Raw genomic sequence first — 15012 nt, 5'->3', positions numbered from 1 at the left:
CGCCCCTAGCGCAGCGGGGTGATGTTCGTGCCGTCCTGCAGCCGACCGCTCAGCTCCACCGGCTTCGACGGCTTGCCCGCCACCTTCACCGCCAGGAACCGGCCCTCCTCGCCGCCCGTCACCCCGCCCGACGCCGCGACCGACGTCACCTGCGGGCTGCCGGCCGCCAGCATGTACCACTGCCCGGCCGGCGACCGCCACAGCACACCGGCCAGTACGCGCGGTTCGCGCGCCCCGCACGCCGGCGAGCCGTCCGCCTTCGCCGCGACCGAGCCGACCCGCGCGGACGGCGTCTGGAACTGCGCCAGCACACTGCCGCCCGTCCCGCGCCAGGTCTCCGCGCGCGTGCACAGCCACGCGGCGCTGCCGCCCGCGCCGGGCAGCTCCTGCCGGCCGAACTGCCAGGAGTTCACCGACCGGACGCCCTTCGCGCGCACCATGGGCAGCAGACAGGCCGTCCGCGCCCACTCCGCACGCGCCCGCTCACCCGACACGTCGACCGGCGCCGACGGCGGGCCGGACGTCAGCCGGGCCGGGGCCAGCTCCCCGAGATCGGTCAGCGTGCGGGTCGTCACCCCGTCGCGCACCTCCAGGACGTCCCACGAGCGGCACTGGCTCGGCGCCACCGGGCTGAGCAGCGGACTTGTGACGCCGTACGCGTCCCGCTCCACCGGACGGGCCGCGCCGGACGGCACCAGCAGGTCGCGCACCGACACCCCCCGTACCCAGGGCGCCGTCAGATAGCGCACATTGGCGTGCGTACGCCCCACCACCAGGGCGGCCGCCGACGCCGTGTCCGCGCCGTCCGTCCGCGCGAAGTCCAGCGCCGCCCCCTCCGTGCCGTCCTTCGGCTCCGCGTACCGCACCGCCCGCAGACCGTCGTGGAACAGCACCACCCGCGCCCCGTCCACCTCGCCGGCGAACAGCAACTGCGGCGGGCCCATCGGCGGCCCCGGCGGCGTACCGGGCGTCGCCGAGGCCTGCACCGTGGCCCCCGGCCGCGCCCACACGGCCAGCGCCCGCCGCAGCAGCGCCCGGTCCTCCACCAGGCCGCCGCGCGCGGGCCACACCGAGAAGTCCGTACGGGCCGAGCGCTGCCAGGCGGCCGGGGCCACCCGCCGCAGATTGGCCGGGTCCAGCGCCGCTTCGGCGACCGGGTTGCGCGCGTACACCGGGGCGGCCGCCCCGTCGGGGCCCCAGCCGTCACCCGGCATCCCGAGCAGCGTCCCGCACACCACGGCGGCGGCCAGCGCCGCCAGTGCCGCCCTGCCGTGCTGGCGCCGCCGCATCAGGTCCGTGGGGCGGGCCTGGAGCGAACACGGGTCGAACTCGGGCGACTCCAGCAGCCCCGCCGCGCTGACCTCCCCCGGCGCCGCCACGCCGTCCGCCTCCGCCAGCGCGGCCCTGGGGTCCTCGACCCCGGCCGCCGCCAGCACCCGCCGCACCTCGGCGTCGCCCTGGCGCTCCAGGCCGCGCAGCACATACGCGGCACGCGCGGGCCCGGACAGCGCGGACAGCCGCTGGTCAAGGGCCAGTTCGTCGGCGCCGCCCGAGCGCGGGAACAGCCGCAGTCCCCACACCTGGGGCAGCAGCGGCGGCAACTGCGCCCGCTTCGGCCAGGCCCTGCGCCGCAGCGGCAGGCCCGCCTCCAGCGCCTGGCACAGCACCCGCCCGCGCACATACGCGTACCCCGGGTCGACCGCGTCCTCGGGCCGCCGCTGCCCCGGCATCCCGCCGTCCTCGGCCGAGGCGCGGCGGCGCGGCAGCGAGCGCTGCACGAGCGCGTGCGCGGTCAGCACACGGCGGTTGCGGCCGAGGGCGGGCGGCAGCACCAGATAGGCGATGCGCACGAGCCGTGGGTAGTGCTCGACGAGGGCCGCCTCGGCCTGGTCGACATCGACGGGGGAAGGGGTGGCGAGTTCCTGGGTGCTCACATTCAGCAGAACGAGCGAATACGGCGATGGTCACCTGGCGGCGGCCGCGCCCCAGCCCGTCACCCCGCTGAACGCCACCGTCCCGTGCGCCCCGCTGCCCCCGTTCCTCGCCGTCATGAAGAGTCCGGCGTCCTGGGCGGCCGCCGCACCGGGCACGCGTACGGTGGCGACCGCACGCCACGTCGTGCCGCCGTCCGTCGAGCACGATCCGGTGAACGCCTCCCCCGCGCGGGACAGCCGCAGCCAAACGGGCGCCTTGTAGGGGGCGCCGGTGATCCGCCGGTAGGTGTCGAGGGTGCCGTCGCCGTTCGTGTCGTACGACAGGACCACACCGTTGACCGGGGTCACCGCGAGGTTGAGGAAGCCGGGCGCTCCCGGGGTGTCCAGGGCGTTGCGTACGACGATCCCGGCGCGCGCCCAGGGGTCGGTCGCCTCCTGGGAGTCCACCCGTACGGTCAGGGTGACGCCGTCCGCGAAAACCCCCTCCCGGTAGAGGGCGCCGAACTCGGCGATGGCCTTCCACAGGTCGTGGCCGCCGCCGTTGATGGCGTACCGGTCCCGCAGCTGCCCGAACACGGCCCCGTTGTTGGTGTACGTACGCCATGCGTCGTCCAGCGGCCCGGCGACGTACAGGCTGCCCTCCTGGACCGTGGTGACCGGGGGCTCACCCCGGGGGCCGTAGGTGGTGCGCAGCCGGTAGGGGAGGGGTTCGAGGGGGGCGGCGAGCGGGCCGGCGGGGGCGGTGACCCCCCAGGAGACGGTGCCGGTGCCGGCCGCCGGGACGGAGGGGAGCCTCAGCGGCGGCTGGTCCCCGAAGCCCATGAGCGTGAAGCCGACAGGTCCGGTGGCGCGCAGACCGTTGACGTTGCGGAAAGTGGCGGTGACCTCGCCCTCGCCGCCCGGCGGGAAGGCGGCGGGCGTGCCGGCGACGCTGACGGTCCCTTGGTAGGGGGCGCGGGCGAGGACGTCACGCACCTTCAGCGCCGTCCGGTACGGGTCGTGGAGCGGACGGAGGGGATAGGCCTTCGTCTCGTACGTCCAGGGCTCCTCGATCGCGTACCAGTCGAACGTCCTCGGGCTCCTGCCCTCGGCGAGGGCGTCCTCCAGCTCGTCGAGGTAGGCCTGCCAGTGGGGCAGGTGGAAGTCCGCGATCAGGCCGGACCAGTCGCGGTTGGCGTAGTTGGCCAGGCGCCCGGCGTCGGCGGTGGGGCGGTCGGCCCAGGTGGTGATGAGGACGCGGGCGGTGCGCTCCAGGCCCTCCCGGCGCGCGTCCGCGAGCCAGGGCCCCAGGAGGAAGGCGTGGTGTGAACCGGTCATGTCGTCACTGAGCCGCATCAGCTTCAGCCACAGCCGGGCCAGGGCACGGAAGGTGTCCACGTCTTCGCGTGTGAACGCCGCTTTCAGCTGTCCGATCAGTTGCCAGGAGCGATTGGCGAGCACCTGGCGGCCGAGGTCGGTCAGGTCGTAGCGGTACGCGTCGGAGCGGCGCAGTGGCTCCCGTACGCCGAGCAGGGCGGCGAACGCCTTGTCGAAGTCGGCCGGGTCGAAGGCGGGGGAGTGGGTGGCGTAGTAGGCGCCGGAGTTGGCGGCGAGGCTCGGCCGGGCGGCGAAGATCGAGTCGTGGGGGCGGCCGTCGCGGCTGGTGATGTGGTACGCGGTGTCCCGCAGGACCGCGAACGCCTCACGCGCGCGTGCGTCCCGGCCGCCGTAGCGCAGGTCGGCGTACTCCTCGAACCAGCGCCTGCGGTCCACCGGCTCGGCGCGCCAGGCCAGCTCGGAGAACAGCTCCAGGGCGGCCGGGTCGCGCTCGGCGGCCTCCGGCATGTACGCGGTCCCGGCGAGGGCGGAGCCGGGTTTGTCGCGCCAGGCCGTGAACCGGTCGGTCCACATATGGGTCTTGGCGCCGATGGTGGTGCGGCCGCCGAAGTTGGGGATGGTGCCGAAGGCGTAGGGGGCGCCGCCCCAGTCCTTCTCGCGGTCGGTGACGGTCTCCAGGTCCGACAGCCCGTCCACCACGAGAACCCGGCTCTTGTCGAGGGCGTCGAGCAGGTCGCGGCGCGGGTTGGCCTGCCAGCCCAGGATGACCCAGGTGGCGCCGGGGCGGGCGGCGTGGAGGGCGGCCTCGACGGCGCGGGCCGCCTCGGGGACCGGCACGTCGCCCGCCGAGCCGCCCTCGTGCAGCAGGTCCATCTTGAAGTGCCGTACGTCGCCGGACAGGTCGGCCTGGTGGCGGTAGAAGGCGGCCGCCACGCGCGAGAACGCCTCCGTGCGCGGGTCGAGCCAGTCCGGGCGCCTCAGGCCCGCCCAGACGCCCTGCGGGACGGTGCGGGCGCCGGGGTTGCGGTCGGCGAAGCCGTCGGGGACGGTCCCGAAGTAGCCGGGCAGGACGGGCGCCATGCCCAGCTCGCGCATCCGGTCGGCGATCCGGCGGCCGAGGGCGGCGCGGCGCGCGATCAGTTCGGGGCTGAGCGGCCCGCCGTACGCGCTCATGTTCTGCAGCAGCCACCAGGGCTGGTGGGAGGGCGCCGGCAGCCAGGCGCGGGCCTCGGCGTCGGAGTAACCGAAGTCCTTCAGGAGGCGGTGGTAGACGGCCTCCTGGCCGGCGGTGACGAGGACCTCGTTGCAGCCGTGCAGCGCGAGGACGTCGATCAGCCGCTCCCAGCGGGACCAGTCGGCGTACGGGGCGGTGTAGCCGTCGTGCGTGTCGTTGAACGCGAACCGGTGCGGGACGGTGGCGTCACGGGCGAGCGGCTCCCGCGGCGCCGGGAGCCGCCTCGGCAGGTCCAGCTGGGTGCCGGACCACGAGATGTGCGCCCGGCACACGTACTTCAGGTACCAGTGGACGCCGGTGAGCGTGGTGGCGGGACTGGTGCCGGCCACCTCGATACGGCCGGTGGAGCCGGTGACACGGAAGCGCTCGGGGCCCGTGGCCACATGGTGCAGCGTGAACTGGTCCGCGTGGCCGGGCAGGAGCCGTTCGAGGGCGGCGCGGGCCGGGGCCATGGGTGACTCCTTCGCGTGCGCGGCGCAGCGTCCCCCTGCCGCGAGGGTGGCGCCCACGCCGACCGCTCCGGCGGCACTCAGCAGCGTTCGTCTCGACACGTCGGTCACGGCGCGCTCCTCCACGATGCTGACGGAACATCAGGTGCGTACGTGTCGCACGTTACCCGGCGTTCGCCCCCGGAACGGGGGTGCGGACCGGCACGATGGCCGGATGCGTACGGAACGAACTCGTGTGGCATTGATGGCAGCCGCCCTGACGGCCCTGGCCCTGCCTCTCGCGGCGTGCGACGCGGGCGGGGCCGAACCCGACGCGGCACCCAGGACGGCCACGGGCACCCTGGAGCAGCTGGCGGCGAAGGTGGACTGCGAGCCGAACATCCAGACGAACGCGGAGGAACTCCGCCAGGCCAACTGCGAGACGGAGGACGGCGCGTACGTGCTGGCCACGTTCGCCACCGACCGCGGCCAGCGCGAGTGGATCAACGAGGCCAACGACTACGGCGGCACGTACCTGGTCGGCCGCAAATGGGTGGCGGTCGGCGACGAGAAGGTGGTCACAGCACTGCGCGGCCGGCTCGGTGGTGCGGTGGAGACCGCCTCGCCGCACCACTCGGGGAGTAGTGGTGGCAGTGGGGGGAGCGAGGACGGCCACTCGGGGCACCACGGGAGCTGACCGCGCAGGTCACTGGGGGTGTGGGGGGAAGGGGCGCCTGATCAGGTGGGGGTGATCAGGCGCCCGGTCGGGCGGAGGACCTCAGGCCGGGGACCTCAGGCCGGGGACCTCGGGCCGGGGACCTCGGGCCGGGGAGGTCCCGTCCGGCGTCAGGCGCACCGGCGCCCTTCGTTGATGCAGCCCACCACCTGCCGCATCAGCCCGTTGTTGAAGACGTTGATGAAGTCTCCGTGGTCGGTGATCGGCTTGTGGAGCTGCTCGGGGAAGGAGTCCACGGCGAAGACGGTCCCCTGCGGGACGTCGTAGACGATGCGCTGGACGAGCTGCGGGATGGCCCGGAAGCCACTGGGGCAGCGGCCGTTCTCGTCGGCGAAGGCGACATGCGTACGGTGATTGGCGCTGTCGGTGTTCTGGCCGTCCCAGCAGCTCTGGAACTTGAAGGTCCGTACGACATCGCTGCCCTCGGGACAGACCGGGTATTTGTCCTTCAGCTGCCGGTCCTCGAACCCGGTGCAGCTCCAGGACGCGTTGGCGTTCGCGTCACCGTTGGTGAAAGCCTTGGCGTCGCCGGTGATGATCCGGAGGAACTTCGGCATGGCCGTGACCTTGGACACCGGGCTGCCGACGAAATTCAGCGTGACCTGGGACGGGGTCAGGATCTCTCCGACGTTCTGGTCCTTTCCGCCGCCGTCGGCGTTGGCGTCGTTCTCGTTCTGGCCGTTCTGCACGCGCAGAACGGGCCAGTAATAGGTCGACTTGTCACCTTGGTTCCGGCAGGTGGTCTGCCCATTGGCGAGATCGTCATCACTGGCGAAGGCGTCATTGGCCTGGTTGCCGACATAGTCGTGCATATGGTGGGCGCCATTGCTCACGCCGGGCGCGACGATGACGTTGTCCGGGTTGAACTTGCCGTTCTCGTTACGCCCGCAATCGGTGGTGAACGTGCCCTTTGAGGCGCCGCGCAGCTTGCGCGGGTTGCGGACGTTGGGCTGGACGCTCTGGATGTCGACGAAGTCGGCGGCCACGGGCCCGTTCCCGGCCTGACCTTGGCCCTGCCCCTGACCTTGTCCCTGCCCCTGGCCTTGATCCTGGCCCTGGCCTTGATCCTGGTTCTGGTCCTGTCCCTGGTTCTGGCCGAAGTCACCGGGACCATTGCCGTTCTGGTCGTTCGTCTGGTTGGTGCCGTCCGCGCGGAGCGTGCACGGTGCGAGGCTTTCCAGTCCGCTCGGACGCTGAGCGATCCGGTCGATGGCGATCGCGATCCGTTCAATGGCGGCGACCCGTTTGTCCTTGAGCGGATTCAGAATGGCATTCTGGGCAAAGGAGGAGTCCCGTGCGATCTGTTCCCGCTGTTCGGCGAACCGCTGGTAGGCCTCGGTGATCTGGGTGTCCATCTTCGCCAGTTCCCGGTCCACTTCGGCGCGCGCCTGGTCGGGCACATCGGGAAGACCGTTGGCGACTTCGGGACAGTCGATGGTCGACATCTGCTGCCCGGCATTGAAGGGGTTCTGCTCCTGCCGCTGCTCCGGGGGTGGTCCGTGCCAGCCCTCGCCGGCGGAAGCGTAGACGTTGGCCGCAATCAACCCGCCGCCGCCCAGTACCAGGGCAGCCGAGGCGGCGATCGCCCGGTTGGCCAGCGTCGAGCGTTTTCTTGTGCGTCGCATGGAACTCCAATCCTGGGCGGGGGGAACCGCTCCGTTCCATACGGGCACGATTCGGGGACCGTTCAGCGCGCCCCCGTTTTCGTAGAAAGCTACGTCCGCAAAGGGGGCGAACCCCTACTCCTCGCCCGGAGCCGAGCCGCCGGGTCCGGGGTCGAGCCGCCGGGTCCGGCTGCCAGAAGAACCGCCCGGCGACGGCCGGTCTCCCGTCCCCGCCGCCGGGATGGCAGCATGTGCGGACCATGACGGATGCCCGGTCGCCGATGCGAGCGCTGCGAGCCGCACTTTTCGCGGCGGTGTGCGTGACATTGGCGGCGATGGGGCATTCGTCCATGTCTGCGCACGGCGTTCCGCCCGCCTCGCTGCTCGTCGCGTTCGGCGTCACGGGCGGCCTCGCCTGGCTGGCGGCGGGCCGCCGCCGAGGGTCCGCCTTCATCGGTACGGGACTTCTCACCGTGCAGGGTGTGCTGCACGTGACGTTCATGGGCGGCGGCGGACACCTAGGGCACGGGGCCGCCACGGCCGCCACGGCACCGGACATGACCGCCGGCGCGGCACCGGGCGCGATGACGCCGGGCATGGCGCCGGACGCGATGGCCGGCATGGCCCACGGGGCCACCATGCCCGGCGTACCGGCCGGACCCGGCGGCTTGACCGACCTCCTCACGGGGCTCGTCGGCGGCGCCTCCGCCGGAATGCTCGCCGTCCACCTGCTCGCCGCCGCCGTCTGCGCCCTGTGGCTGGCCCGTGGCGAGGCCGCGTTCTTCCGTCTCGCCCGCGCCATCGGCGCCCTCGCGTTCACCCCGCTGCGGCCGCTGCTCGGCGCCGTACGCCTGCCCGACGCCCCGCGCCCCCCGCGACCCCGGCCCCGTACGCCCCGCCGCGACCCCGGCGTGGTCCTCGCGCACACCCTCTCGCGGCGCGGCCCGCCCGCGCCCGCCCTCTCCCGCGCCACGGTCCCCGGAGCCACGCACGTCTGACCTGGGGGCCGCTTCCCCCTGCAGACACGCAGACACGCCGACTCCTAGGACAGTCATGGCCATTGACGACCGTACGACGGCCGAACCACCCGTCGAAGCCGCCCCCACCACCCCCGGACCCGGATCGACCTGGGGCGCGCTGCGCCCCCTCGTCCTGCGCGTCCACTTCTACGCGGGCCTGCTGATAGCCCCGCTCCTCCTCGTCGCCGCGATCAGCGGACTGCTGTACGCCCTGTCCTTCCAGGCCGAGAAGGTCCTCTACCGTCATGAGCTCCAGGTCCCGGCCGGGGACCGGGTCCTCCCGCTCTCCGAGCAGGTCGACGCCGCCCGTGCGGCCCACCCGGACGGCACCGTGACCGCCGTCTGGCCCTCCTCGGAGGACGGCGCCACCACCCGTGTACTGATGAGCAGCCCCGAGGTCGAGGAGGGTGAATCCCTCGCCGTCTTCGTCGACCCGTACACGGCGGAGGTACGGGGCGACCTGCCCAGCTACGGCAGTTCGGGCGCCCTCCCGCTGCGGACCTGGCTGGACGAACTCCACCGCGACCTGCACCTCGGCGACCTCGGCCGCAACTACAGCGAGATGGCCGCCAGCTGGCTGTGGGTGGTCGCCCTCGGCGGCCTGGCACTGTGGATCGGCCGCAAGCGCACGACGAGGCGAGAGCTGTTCCTCCCCGCGCGCGGCCCCAGGTCGCGCCGCCGCACCCTGTCCTGGCACGGCGCGGTCGGCCTGTGGGCGGCGGTCGGGCTCGTGCTCCTCTCCGCCACCGGCCTGACCTGGTCCCGGTACGCGGGCGAGCACATCGACGCCGTCAGGGCACAGCTCGGCGGCGCCACGCCCACCGTCTCCGCCACCCTCGACGGGGCGGCCGCCGACGGCGGCACCGGGCACGAGGGCCACGGCACGGCCCACCACACCAGCCCCGCGCCCAAGGGCCCGGACGTCGGCATCGACAAGGCGGTCGAAGCCGCCCGTACCGCCGGTGTGACCGGGAAGATCGCCGTGACCCTCCCCGCCGAGGGCAACGGATACGTGGTCAAGGAGACGGACACCCAGTTCCCGGTCCATCTGGACTCGGTGGCGGTCGACCCGGCCGACGGCACGGTCATCGACGAACTCCGGTTCGCGGACCACCCCGTACTCGCCAAGCTCACCCGCTTCGGTATCGACGCCCACATGGGCGTCCTCTTCGGGCTCGCCAATCAGCTCCTGCTCGCCGCGCTCATGGTCGCCGTGATCCTCCTCATCGTCTGGGGCTACCGGATGTGGTGGCTGCGCAGGCCCACGAAGGACCGCCGACTGAGCGCCGGCCGGCCCATGCCGCGCGGTGCCTGGCGCAAGGTGCCGGTCACGCTGCTCCTCCCGCTGGCCGCCGCGACGGCGCTGGTGGGCTGGTTCGTGCCGATGCTCGGCATCAGCCTGCTGGCGTTCCTGGTGGTGGACATCGCCCTCGGCCTGCTGGCCCGGGCGCGGGCACGGGCACGGACCCGGAGCGCCGCCTAGGGCCTGTCGCCGACCCGCCGCACGGTCCCGATCGTGCGGCGGGGCTCGGCGCCCAGCTCCCGCCGCAGCCGGGCGACATGGACGCCGGCGCAGGCACGCCCCCCGGCGCTTACGGAAGCCGCTTGCGCCAGTCCAGCCCGGTCACGATGATCGCCTGATCCGGCGAACCGTCCCATCGCACCGTCAACCCCTCCTCGCCGAGCGCCGCGACGACCTCACGCCCCACGGCGGCCGTCGTCGCGGCGGAGCCGTCGAACCCCCCGTACAGCAGATACAGCCCATGCCCCGCCGCCGCGCCCTCGGTGCACTGCGAGTGGAAGAAGACGAAGCCGCGCGAGCCCTCGTCCCCTTCCCCGGCTATCTCCGACAGCCCGCAGGCGCGGCAGCAGGTGAAGTTCTCCCGGGCGACGATCCCACGCCCTTCGAGCGCGGCGAAGGCCCGCGATATCCGCTCCGGGTCCGTCGTCCCCTGCCAGCCGGCCTGCGCCCCCAGCCGCTCCAGCCAGAGCCGGTCCACGAGCTGCCTGGCCTGCGCCGGCGACACCGGCCGGTCGTCCCCGCTGACCAGCCACTCCTCCGCGGCCTCGGCGAGCCGCGCCCGGTTGTCGTACCCGCACACGATCAGCTCGCGCACGTGCTCCTCGACCTCTTCCCGTACCCGCGCGTCGAGCTCCGGCACCGGATCGGGCAACGGCAGCACGTCGCCCCGCCAGTCCAGTCCGCCGTCCCAGCCGTGCTCCTGCCGGGCCCACCGCACCATGACACCGGCGACCTGCCCCGCGTCGGGCAGCTCCACCACGAAGTGCCGCTCCGGCGCCCCGTCCCGGTGCTCCAACTGGTAGCCGCCCCCGTCCGCGTGCCACACCTGGATGAAGACGTCCGGCACGTCCGGTATCCGCTGGACCACCAGGAAGCGGTCCCCGTCCGCGCCGATGCGCCGCACGAGGTCCTCCAGCCGCTCCGCCGAAACGCGGGCGTACTCCTGCCAGTTCTCCGTCTCCACCCTGATCGCGAGCATGAGGCCACTCTGACAGACGCCACTGACAGTGACCGCGACAGTCACCACGCCGAAGGGCGCCCACCGCGAACGGTGGGCGCCCTCCGGCGTACGAGGGTGTGGCGGATCAGACCTGGCCGGCCTTCTCCAGGGCCGAGCAGCAGGTGTCCACCAGCAGGCGGGTCACCGTGTACGGGTCGACGTTGGCGTTCGGGCGGCGGTCCTCGATGTAGCCCTTGCCGTCCTTCTCGACCTGCCACGGGATGCGGACCGAGGCGCCGCGGTCGGAGACGCCGTAGCTGTACTCGTTCCACGGGGCGGTCTCGTGCAGGCCGGTCAGGCGGTCGTCGATGCCCGCGCCGTAGTTCTTGACGTGGTCCATCGGCTTGGAGCCCTCGCCCAGCGCCTCGCACGCGGTGATGATCGCGTCGTACCCCTCGCGCATCGCCTTGGTGGAGAAGTTGGTGTGCGCGCCTGCGCCGTTCCAGTCGCCCTTGACCGGCTTCGGGTCGAGGGTGGCGGAGATGTCGAAGTCCTCGGCGGTGCGGTAGAGCAGCCAGCGCGCGATCCACAGCTGATCGGAGACCTCCAGCGGCGCCAGCGGGCCGACCTGGAACTCCCACTGGCCCGGCATGACCTCGGCGTTGATGCCGGAGATGCCCAGGCCCGCCTTGAGGCAGTTCTCCAGGTGCGCCTCGACGACGTCACGGCCGAAGATCTCGTCCGAGCCGACACCGCAGTAGTAGCCGCCCTGCGCGGCCGGGAAGCCGCCCTCGGGGAAGCCGAGCGGGCGGGAGCCCTTGAAGAAGGTGTACTCCTGCTCGATGCCGAAGATCGGCTCCTGCGTGGCGAACTTCTCCGCGACCTCGGCCAGCGCGGCACGCGTGTTGGACTCGTGCGGGGTCATGTCCGTGTTCAGGACCTCGCACATCACCAGGATGTGGTCCCCGCCGCGGATCGGGTCGGGGCAGGAGAAGACCGGCTTCAGTACGCGGTCGGAGGCGTGGCCCTCGGCCTGGTTGGTGCTGGACCCGTCGAAGCCCCAGATGGGCAGCTCGGCGACATCGGCGGCCGGGCCCGTCAGTATCTTCGTCTTCGAGCGAAGCTTGGCGGTCGGCTCGGTGCCGTCGATCCAGATGTACTCAGCCTTGATGGTGGTCACGGGGGGCCTCATCCTCTACAAGTGCAGCGCTTTGCCGCGCAGCTTCGCAATACGGGATTTCCCGGCCGTTGCCCATGTGTGAACCCCGTGTTACTCCTGTCCGGCCCACCTGCCGGTCGCGGCCTGCCGGCCCTGGGGGCAGGCAGGTGGACGGCGCGGCCCTCGCGGTCGGTGACCAGCTCGCCGATGTGCCGCTCCGGGCGGCCCGGCGGGAATCCCGGCGGCAGCCGTGGGCGTCGTATACGAGGCTTCCATGCGCCGCGCTCGCGGACGCCCGCAGAGCATGGAGGCGGATACGAAGACGGATATGGAACACGGATACGAAGGGCAGACTGGCGGGCATGACCAAGCCGCGCATCGGACTCCTCGGCACTGGCCCCTGGGCCGGACGCACCCACGCCCCCGCGCTCGCCGCGCACCCCGGCATCGCCTTCAGCGGCGTGTGGGGGAGACGCCCGGAGGCGGCGGCCGCGCTCGCCGCAGCCCATGGGACGCGGGCGTACGACGACGTGGACGCGTTGCTGGCGGCGAGCGACGCGGTCGCGTTCGCGCTGCCGCCGGACGTCCAGGCGCCGCTGGCCGCGCGGGCCGCGGCGGCCGGGTGCCATCTGCTGCTGGACAAGCCGGTCGCGACGAGCGTGGCGGCCGCGCGGGAGGTGGCGGAGGCCGCGGGCAAGGCGGGGGTGGCGTCCGTCGTGTTCTGCACGCTGCGGTTCGCCGCGGACACCGCCCCGTGGATCGAGGAGCAGGCGGCGCTGGGCGGCTGGTACCTGGCGCAGGCGCACTGGCTCGGCGCGCTGTTCCCGCCCGGGCCGGCCGGCGCGTCGGCCGGCGTCTCGACCGGAGCGTCGGCCAGTGCGTACGCCGCGTCGCCCTGGCGCCGCGAGAAGGGAGGGCTGTGGGACGTGGGCCCGCACGTGCTGTCGGTCCTGCTGCCCGTGCTGGGCGATGTGACCGGGGTGTCGGCGTCCGTGACGGGCGCGGGGGACACCCGGCACCTGGTGCTGGGCCACGCGTCGGGCGCGGGCAGCACGGTGACGCTGAGCCTGAGCGCCCCGGCGAAGGCCGCGAACGCGGGCATCGCGCTGTTCGGCGATCACGGGCGGGCGGTGATGCCCTCATGGGCGGACGCGGTCGGCTCGTTCGGGGCGGCGGTGGACGGGCTGCTGGGGGCGGTACGCAGCGGCCGGGCGCACCCCTGCGACGTACGGTTCGGGCTGCGGGTGACGGAGATCCTGGCGGAAGCGGAAGCGGAAGCGGAAGCGGAGGCGCAGGCGGAGGCGCAGGCGGAGGCGCGGCTCGCCGACTGAAGCCGCGCCTCCGCGGCCCTGTGTACGGCGCCCGTCAGCCGACGCGCTCGATGCGGGCCTTGCGGATCAGGAACTTGCCGGGCTCACGCACCTGCTCGAAGGCCGCGTTGTTCAGCAGGGCGCAGCTCCCGGACGTGGACCTCACCTCGACGGTCGTGGACTTGGCGTTGTCCAGGTTGGTCACCTTCAGCTTCGTACCGATCGGGAACTGGTTGCTGGACGCGGCCGGCGCGCCGCCCTCACCCGACAGGGTCACCGTGGAACCGGCACAGACCACCTCGCCCGCCTGACCGGCCTGGCCCGCCTCGCCCCCTTCGCCACCGGCCTGCTGGCCCTGCCCGGGCGGCTGAGCACTGGGGCCGCCCCCTGGAGCCTGGCTTTGGGCCCCCGCGCCGGCCCCGGCCCCCGCGCCGGCCCCGGCCCCGGCGCCCGCCTCGGCCCGGCCTCCCTGCCCGGCCTGGCAGCCGGAGGCGGCCTGCTTGCGCTTGATCTCCTCGATGACCGCCTGCCGGTTGGCGATCCGGGCCGCTGACTGGGCGTCGGGATCGGCGCGCTGGCCGGCGATGAACTGCTCGTTGTTGCGCAGTGCGGTGGCCAGCCCGTCGCAGGCGACGGACGCCTGGCTGGTCCCGGTCATCACCACCGCCGTGCCGCCGACCATCGCGACCGCGCCGACGAGCAGGGCGAGCTTCTTCTTACCGCTGAGGGTTTTCTTCCGTGACACGTTGGGGGGACTCCTGTCCCCGGCCGCACCGCGAGCGGGCGGCCGGATCGGTTCCGTGTGCCCCTACGTACGAGTGGCGAAGCGCTTCTTCTCAACCCCCGCTGCTATCCCGGAGGTTACGAACGGCTCAGCGCGTCGCGGACCGCTTCGTCCGTCCGTGCCACCACCGCCGTACCGTCGTCGGCGGTGATGATCGGGCGCTGGATCAGCTTCGGGTGTTCCACCAGTGCCGTGATCCACCGCTCGCGCGCACCGGCTTCGCGCGGCCACTCCTTGAGCCCGAGCTCCTTGGCGGCGGCTTCCTGGGTGCGGGTGATGTCCCACGGTTCGAGGCCGAGCCGGTCCAGCACGTCCCGGATCTCCTCGCGGGACGGCACCTCCTCCAGATAGCGGCGGACGGTGTACTCCGCCCCTTCCTCGTCGAGCAGCTTGAGCGCGCCACGGCACTTGGAACAGGCGGGATTGATCCAGATCTCCATGCCGGTCACCGTACTCCCACACCCCCTCAAACCGGCGCCGACCAGGTCCGATTGTCAGTGGTGGCCGGTAAAATGGAGGGAGTTCGTGAGGGCCCGGGGGAGGGTCCCCACACCCGTACCAGGAGGTCGCCGATGGCCGTTGCCGCACTCACGACACTGCCCCTCGAACCCTGGAAGCCCCTGCAGAAGAAGCCACTGCCGGCGGGACGGCCCCGCGAGTGGTACGTCTCCCACAACCGCCGCCTCAAGGCCATGCGGCTGGCGATCGCCCTGCTCGACTCGGGCGTCTACCACCCGTCGAAGGCTGACAACGACACGATACGGAGCACGGCGGAGCGCCTCGGAATCCACCCGCCGTCCGACACCACCTGCCGGATGGTCCGCGCGCTGATCCACTCCAGCCGCTGACCACTGACCACCTGCGCGTCCCGTGCCCGCCGCCCTCCCAGGCCGGCGGGCACGGCCTCGCAGCCGACCGCGGTCCCAGCCGAGCGCTTGCGTGAGCCACGAGCCGCCTGATCGTTACGATCAGGCGCTGCGGCGACCTCTGTGATCAGCCGTGTGTCCGGTGGGACCCTTGGTCAT

12 protein-coding genes are annotated in these 15012 nt (G+C 72.9%); 5 read left to right on the top strand and 7 right to left on the bottom strand.

Annotated features, from left to right (window positions below):
• Positions 1-5: 5 nt before the first annotated feature.
• Both QWM81_RS25545 and QWM81_RS25540 read right to left on the bottom strand, forming a co-directional pair.
• Complete coding sequence (locus QWM81_RS25545; RefSeq protein ID WP_290114717.1) at positions 6-1943, bottom strand: hypothetical protein; 1938 nt, start codon at positions 1941-1943, stop codon at positions 6-8.
• Between the two features lie 21 nt (positions 1944-1964).
• Entirely contained in the window at positions 1965-5045 is a 3081-nt protein-coding gene (locus QWM81_RS25540) for an alpha-N-acetylglucosaminidase (protein ID WP_290114703.1), read from the bottom strand.
• Between the two features lie 133 nt (positions 5046-5178).
• On the opposite strand from QWM81_RS25540, the gene QWM81_RS25535 reads away from it, so the two are divergent.
• A complete protein-coding gene (locus tag QWM81_RS25535) occupies positions 5179-5610 on the top strand; it encodes a hypothetical protein (RefSeq protein ID WP_290114702.1) in 432 nt (143 codons plus the stop codon).
• Between the two features lie 149 nt (positions 5611-5759).
• Here the strand turns inward: QWM81_RS25535 and QWM81_RS25530 are convergent, their stop codons facing one another.
• Positions 5760-7274, bottom strand: a complete 1515-nt coding sequence (locus QWM81_RS25530) for a DUF1996 domain-containing protein (protein WP_290114701.1) — start codon at positions 7272-7274, stop codon at positions 5760-5762.
• 329 nt (positions 7275-7603) lie between these two features.
• Here QWM81_RS25530 and QWM81_RS25525 point away from each other — a divergent pair, with 329 nt between their 5' ends.
• Complete coding sequence (locus QWM81_RS25525) at positions 7604-8251, top strand: hypothetical protein (RefSeq protein WP_290114700.1); 648 nt, start codon at positions 7604-7606, stop codon at positions 8249-8251.
• Positions 8252-8306: 55 nt separating this feature from the next.
• Positions 8307-9755: a PepSY-associated TM helix domain-containing protein gene (locus tag QWM81_RS25520; protein ID WP_290114699.1), complete on the top strand. Its 1449-nt coding sequence runs from the start codon at positions 8307-8309 to the stop codon at positions 9753-9755.
• Positions 9756-9864: 109 nt separating this feature from the next.
• Here QWM81_RS25520 and QWM81_RS25515 read toward each other — a convergent pair whose 3' ends face one another.
• Both QWM81_RS25515 and glnII read right to left on the bottom strand, forming a co-directional pair.
• Complete coding sequence (locus QWM81_RS25515; RefSeq protein WP_290114698.1) at positions 9865-10773, bottom strand: DUF6891 domain-containing protein; 909 nt, start codon at positions 10771-10773, stop codon at positions 9865-9867.
• A 106-nt stretch (positions 10774-10879) separates the two neighbouring features.
• A complete protein-coding gene (gene glnII, locus QWM81_RS25510; RefSeq protein WP_290114697.1) occupies positions 10880-11926 on the bottom strand; it encodes a glutamine synthetase in 1047 nt (348 codons plus the stop codon).
• Positions 11927-12255: 329 nt separating this feature from the next.
• Between glnII and QWM81_RS25505 the strand changes: the two genes are divergently transcribed.
• On the top strand, positions 12256-13224 hold the full coding sequence (locus QWM81_RS25505; protein ID WP_290114696.1) for a Gfo/Idh/MocA family protein: 969 nt from the start codon (positions 12256-12258) through the stop codon (positions 13222-13224).
• A 34-nt stretch (positions 13225-13258) separates the two neighbouring features.
• Here the strand turns inward: QWM81_RS25505 and QWM81_RS25500 are convergent, their stop codons facing one another.
• Both QWM81_RS25500 and QWM81_RS25495 read right to left on the bottom strand, forming a co-directional pair.
• Positions 13259-13948: an SCO2207 family protein gene (locus tag QWM81_RS25500; protein WP_290114695.1), complete on the bottom strand. Its 690-nt coding sequence runs from the start codon at positions 13946-13948 to the stop codon at positions 13259-13261.
• A 116-nt stretch (positions 13949-14064) separates the two neighbouring features.
• Entirely contained in the window at positions 14065-14427 is a 363-nt protein-coding gene (locus tag QWM81_RS25495) for an arsenate reductase family protein (RefSeq protein ID WP_290114694.1), read from the bottom strand.
• A 132-nt stretch (positions 14428-14559) separates the two neighbouring features.
• On the opposite strand from QWM81_RS25495, the gene QWM81_RS25490 reads away from it, so the two are divergent.
• Positions 14560-14835 carry a hypothetical protein gene (locus tag QWM81_RS25490; RefSeq protein WP_290114693.1) on the top strand — a complete coding sequence of 92 codons (276 nt, stop codon included), beginning with the start codon at positions 14560-14562 and terminating at the stop codon, positions 14833-14835.
• Positions 14836-15012 lie beyond the last annotated feature (177 nt).

The sequence above is a fragment of the Streptomyces ficellus genome (assembly GCF_030406405.1).
Classification (GTDB): Bacteria; Actinomycetota; Actinomycetes; order Streptomycetales; family Streptomycetaceae; genus Streptomyces; species Streptomyces ficellus_B.
This window is presented reverse-complemented; position numbering and strand designations above follow the sequence as displayed.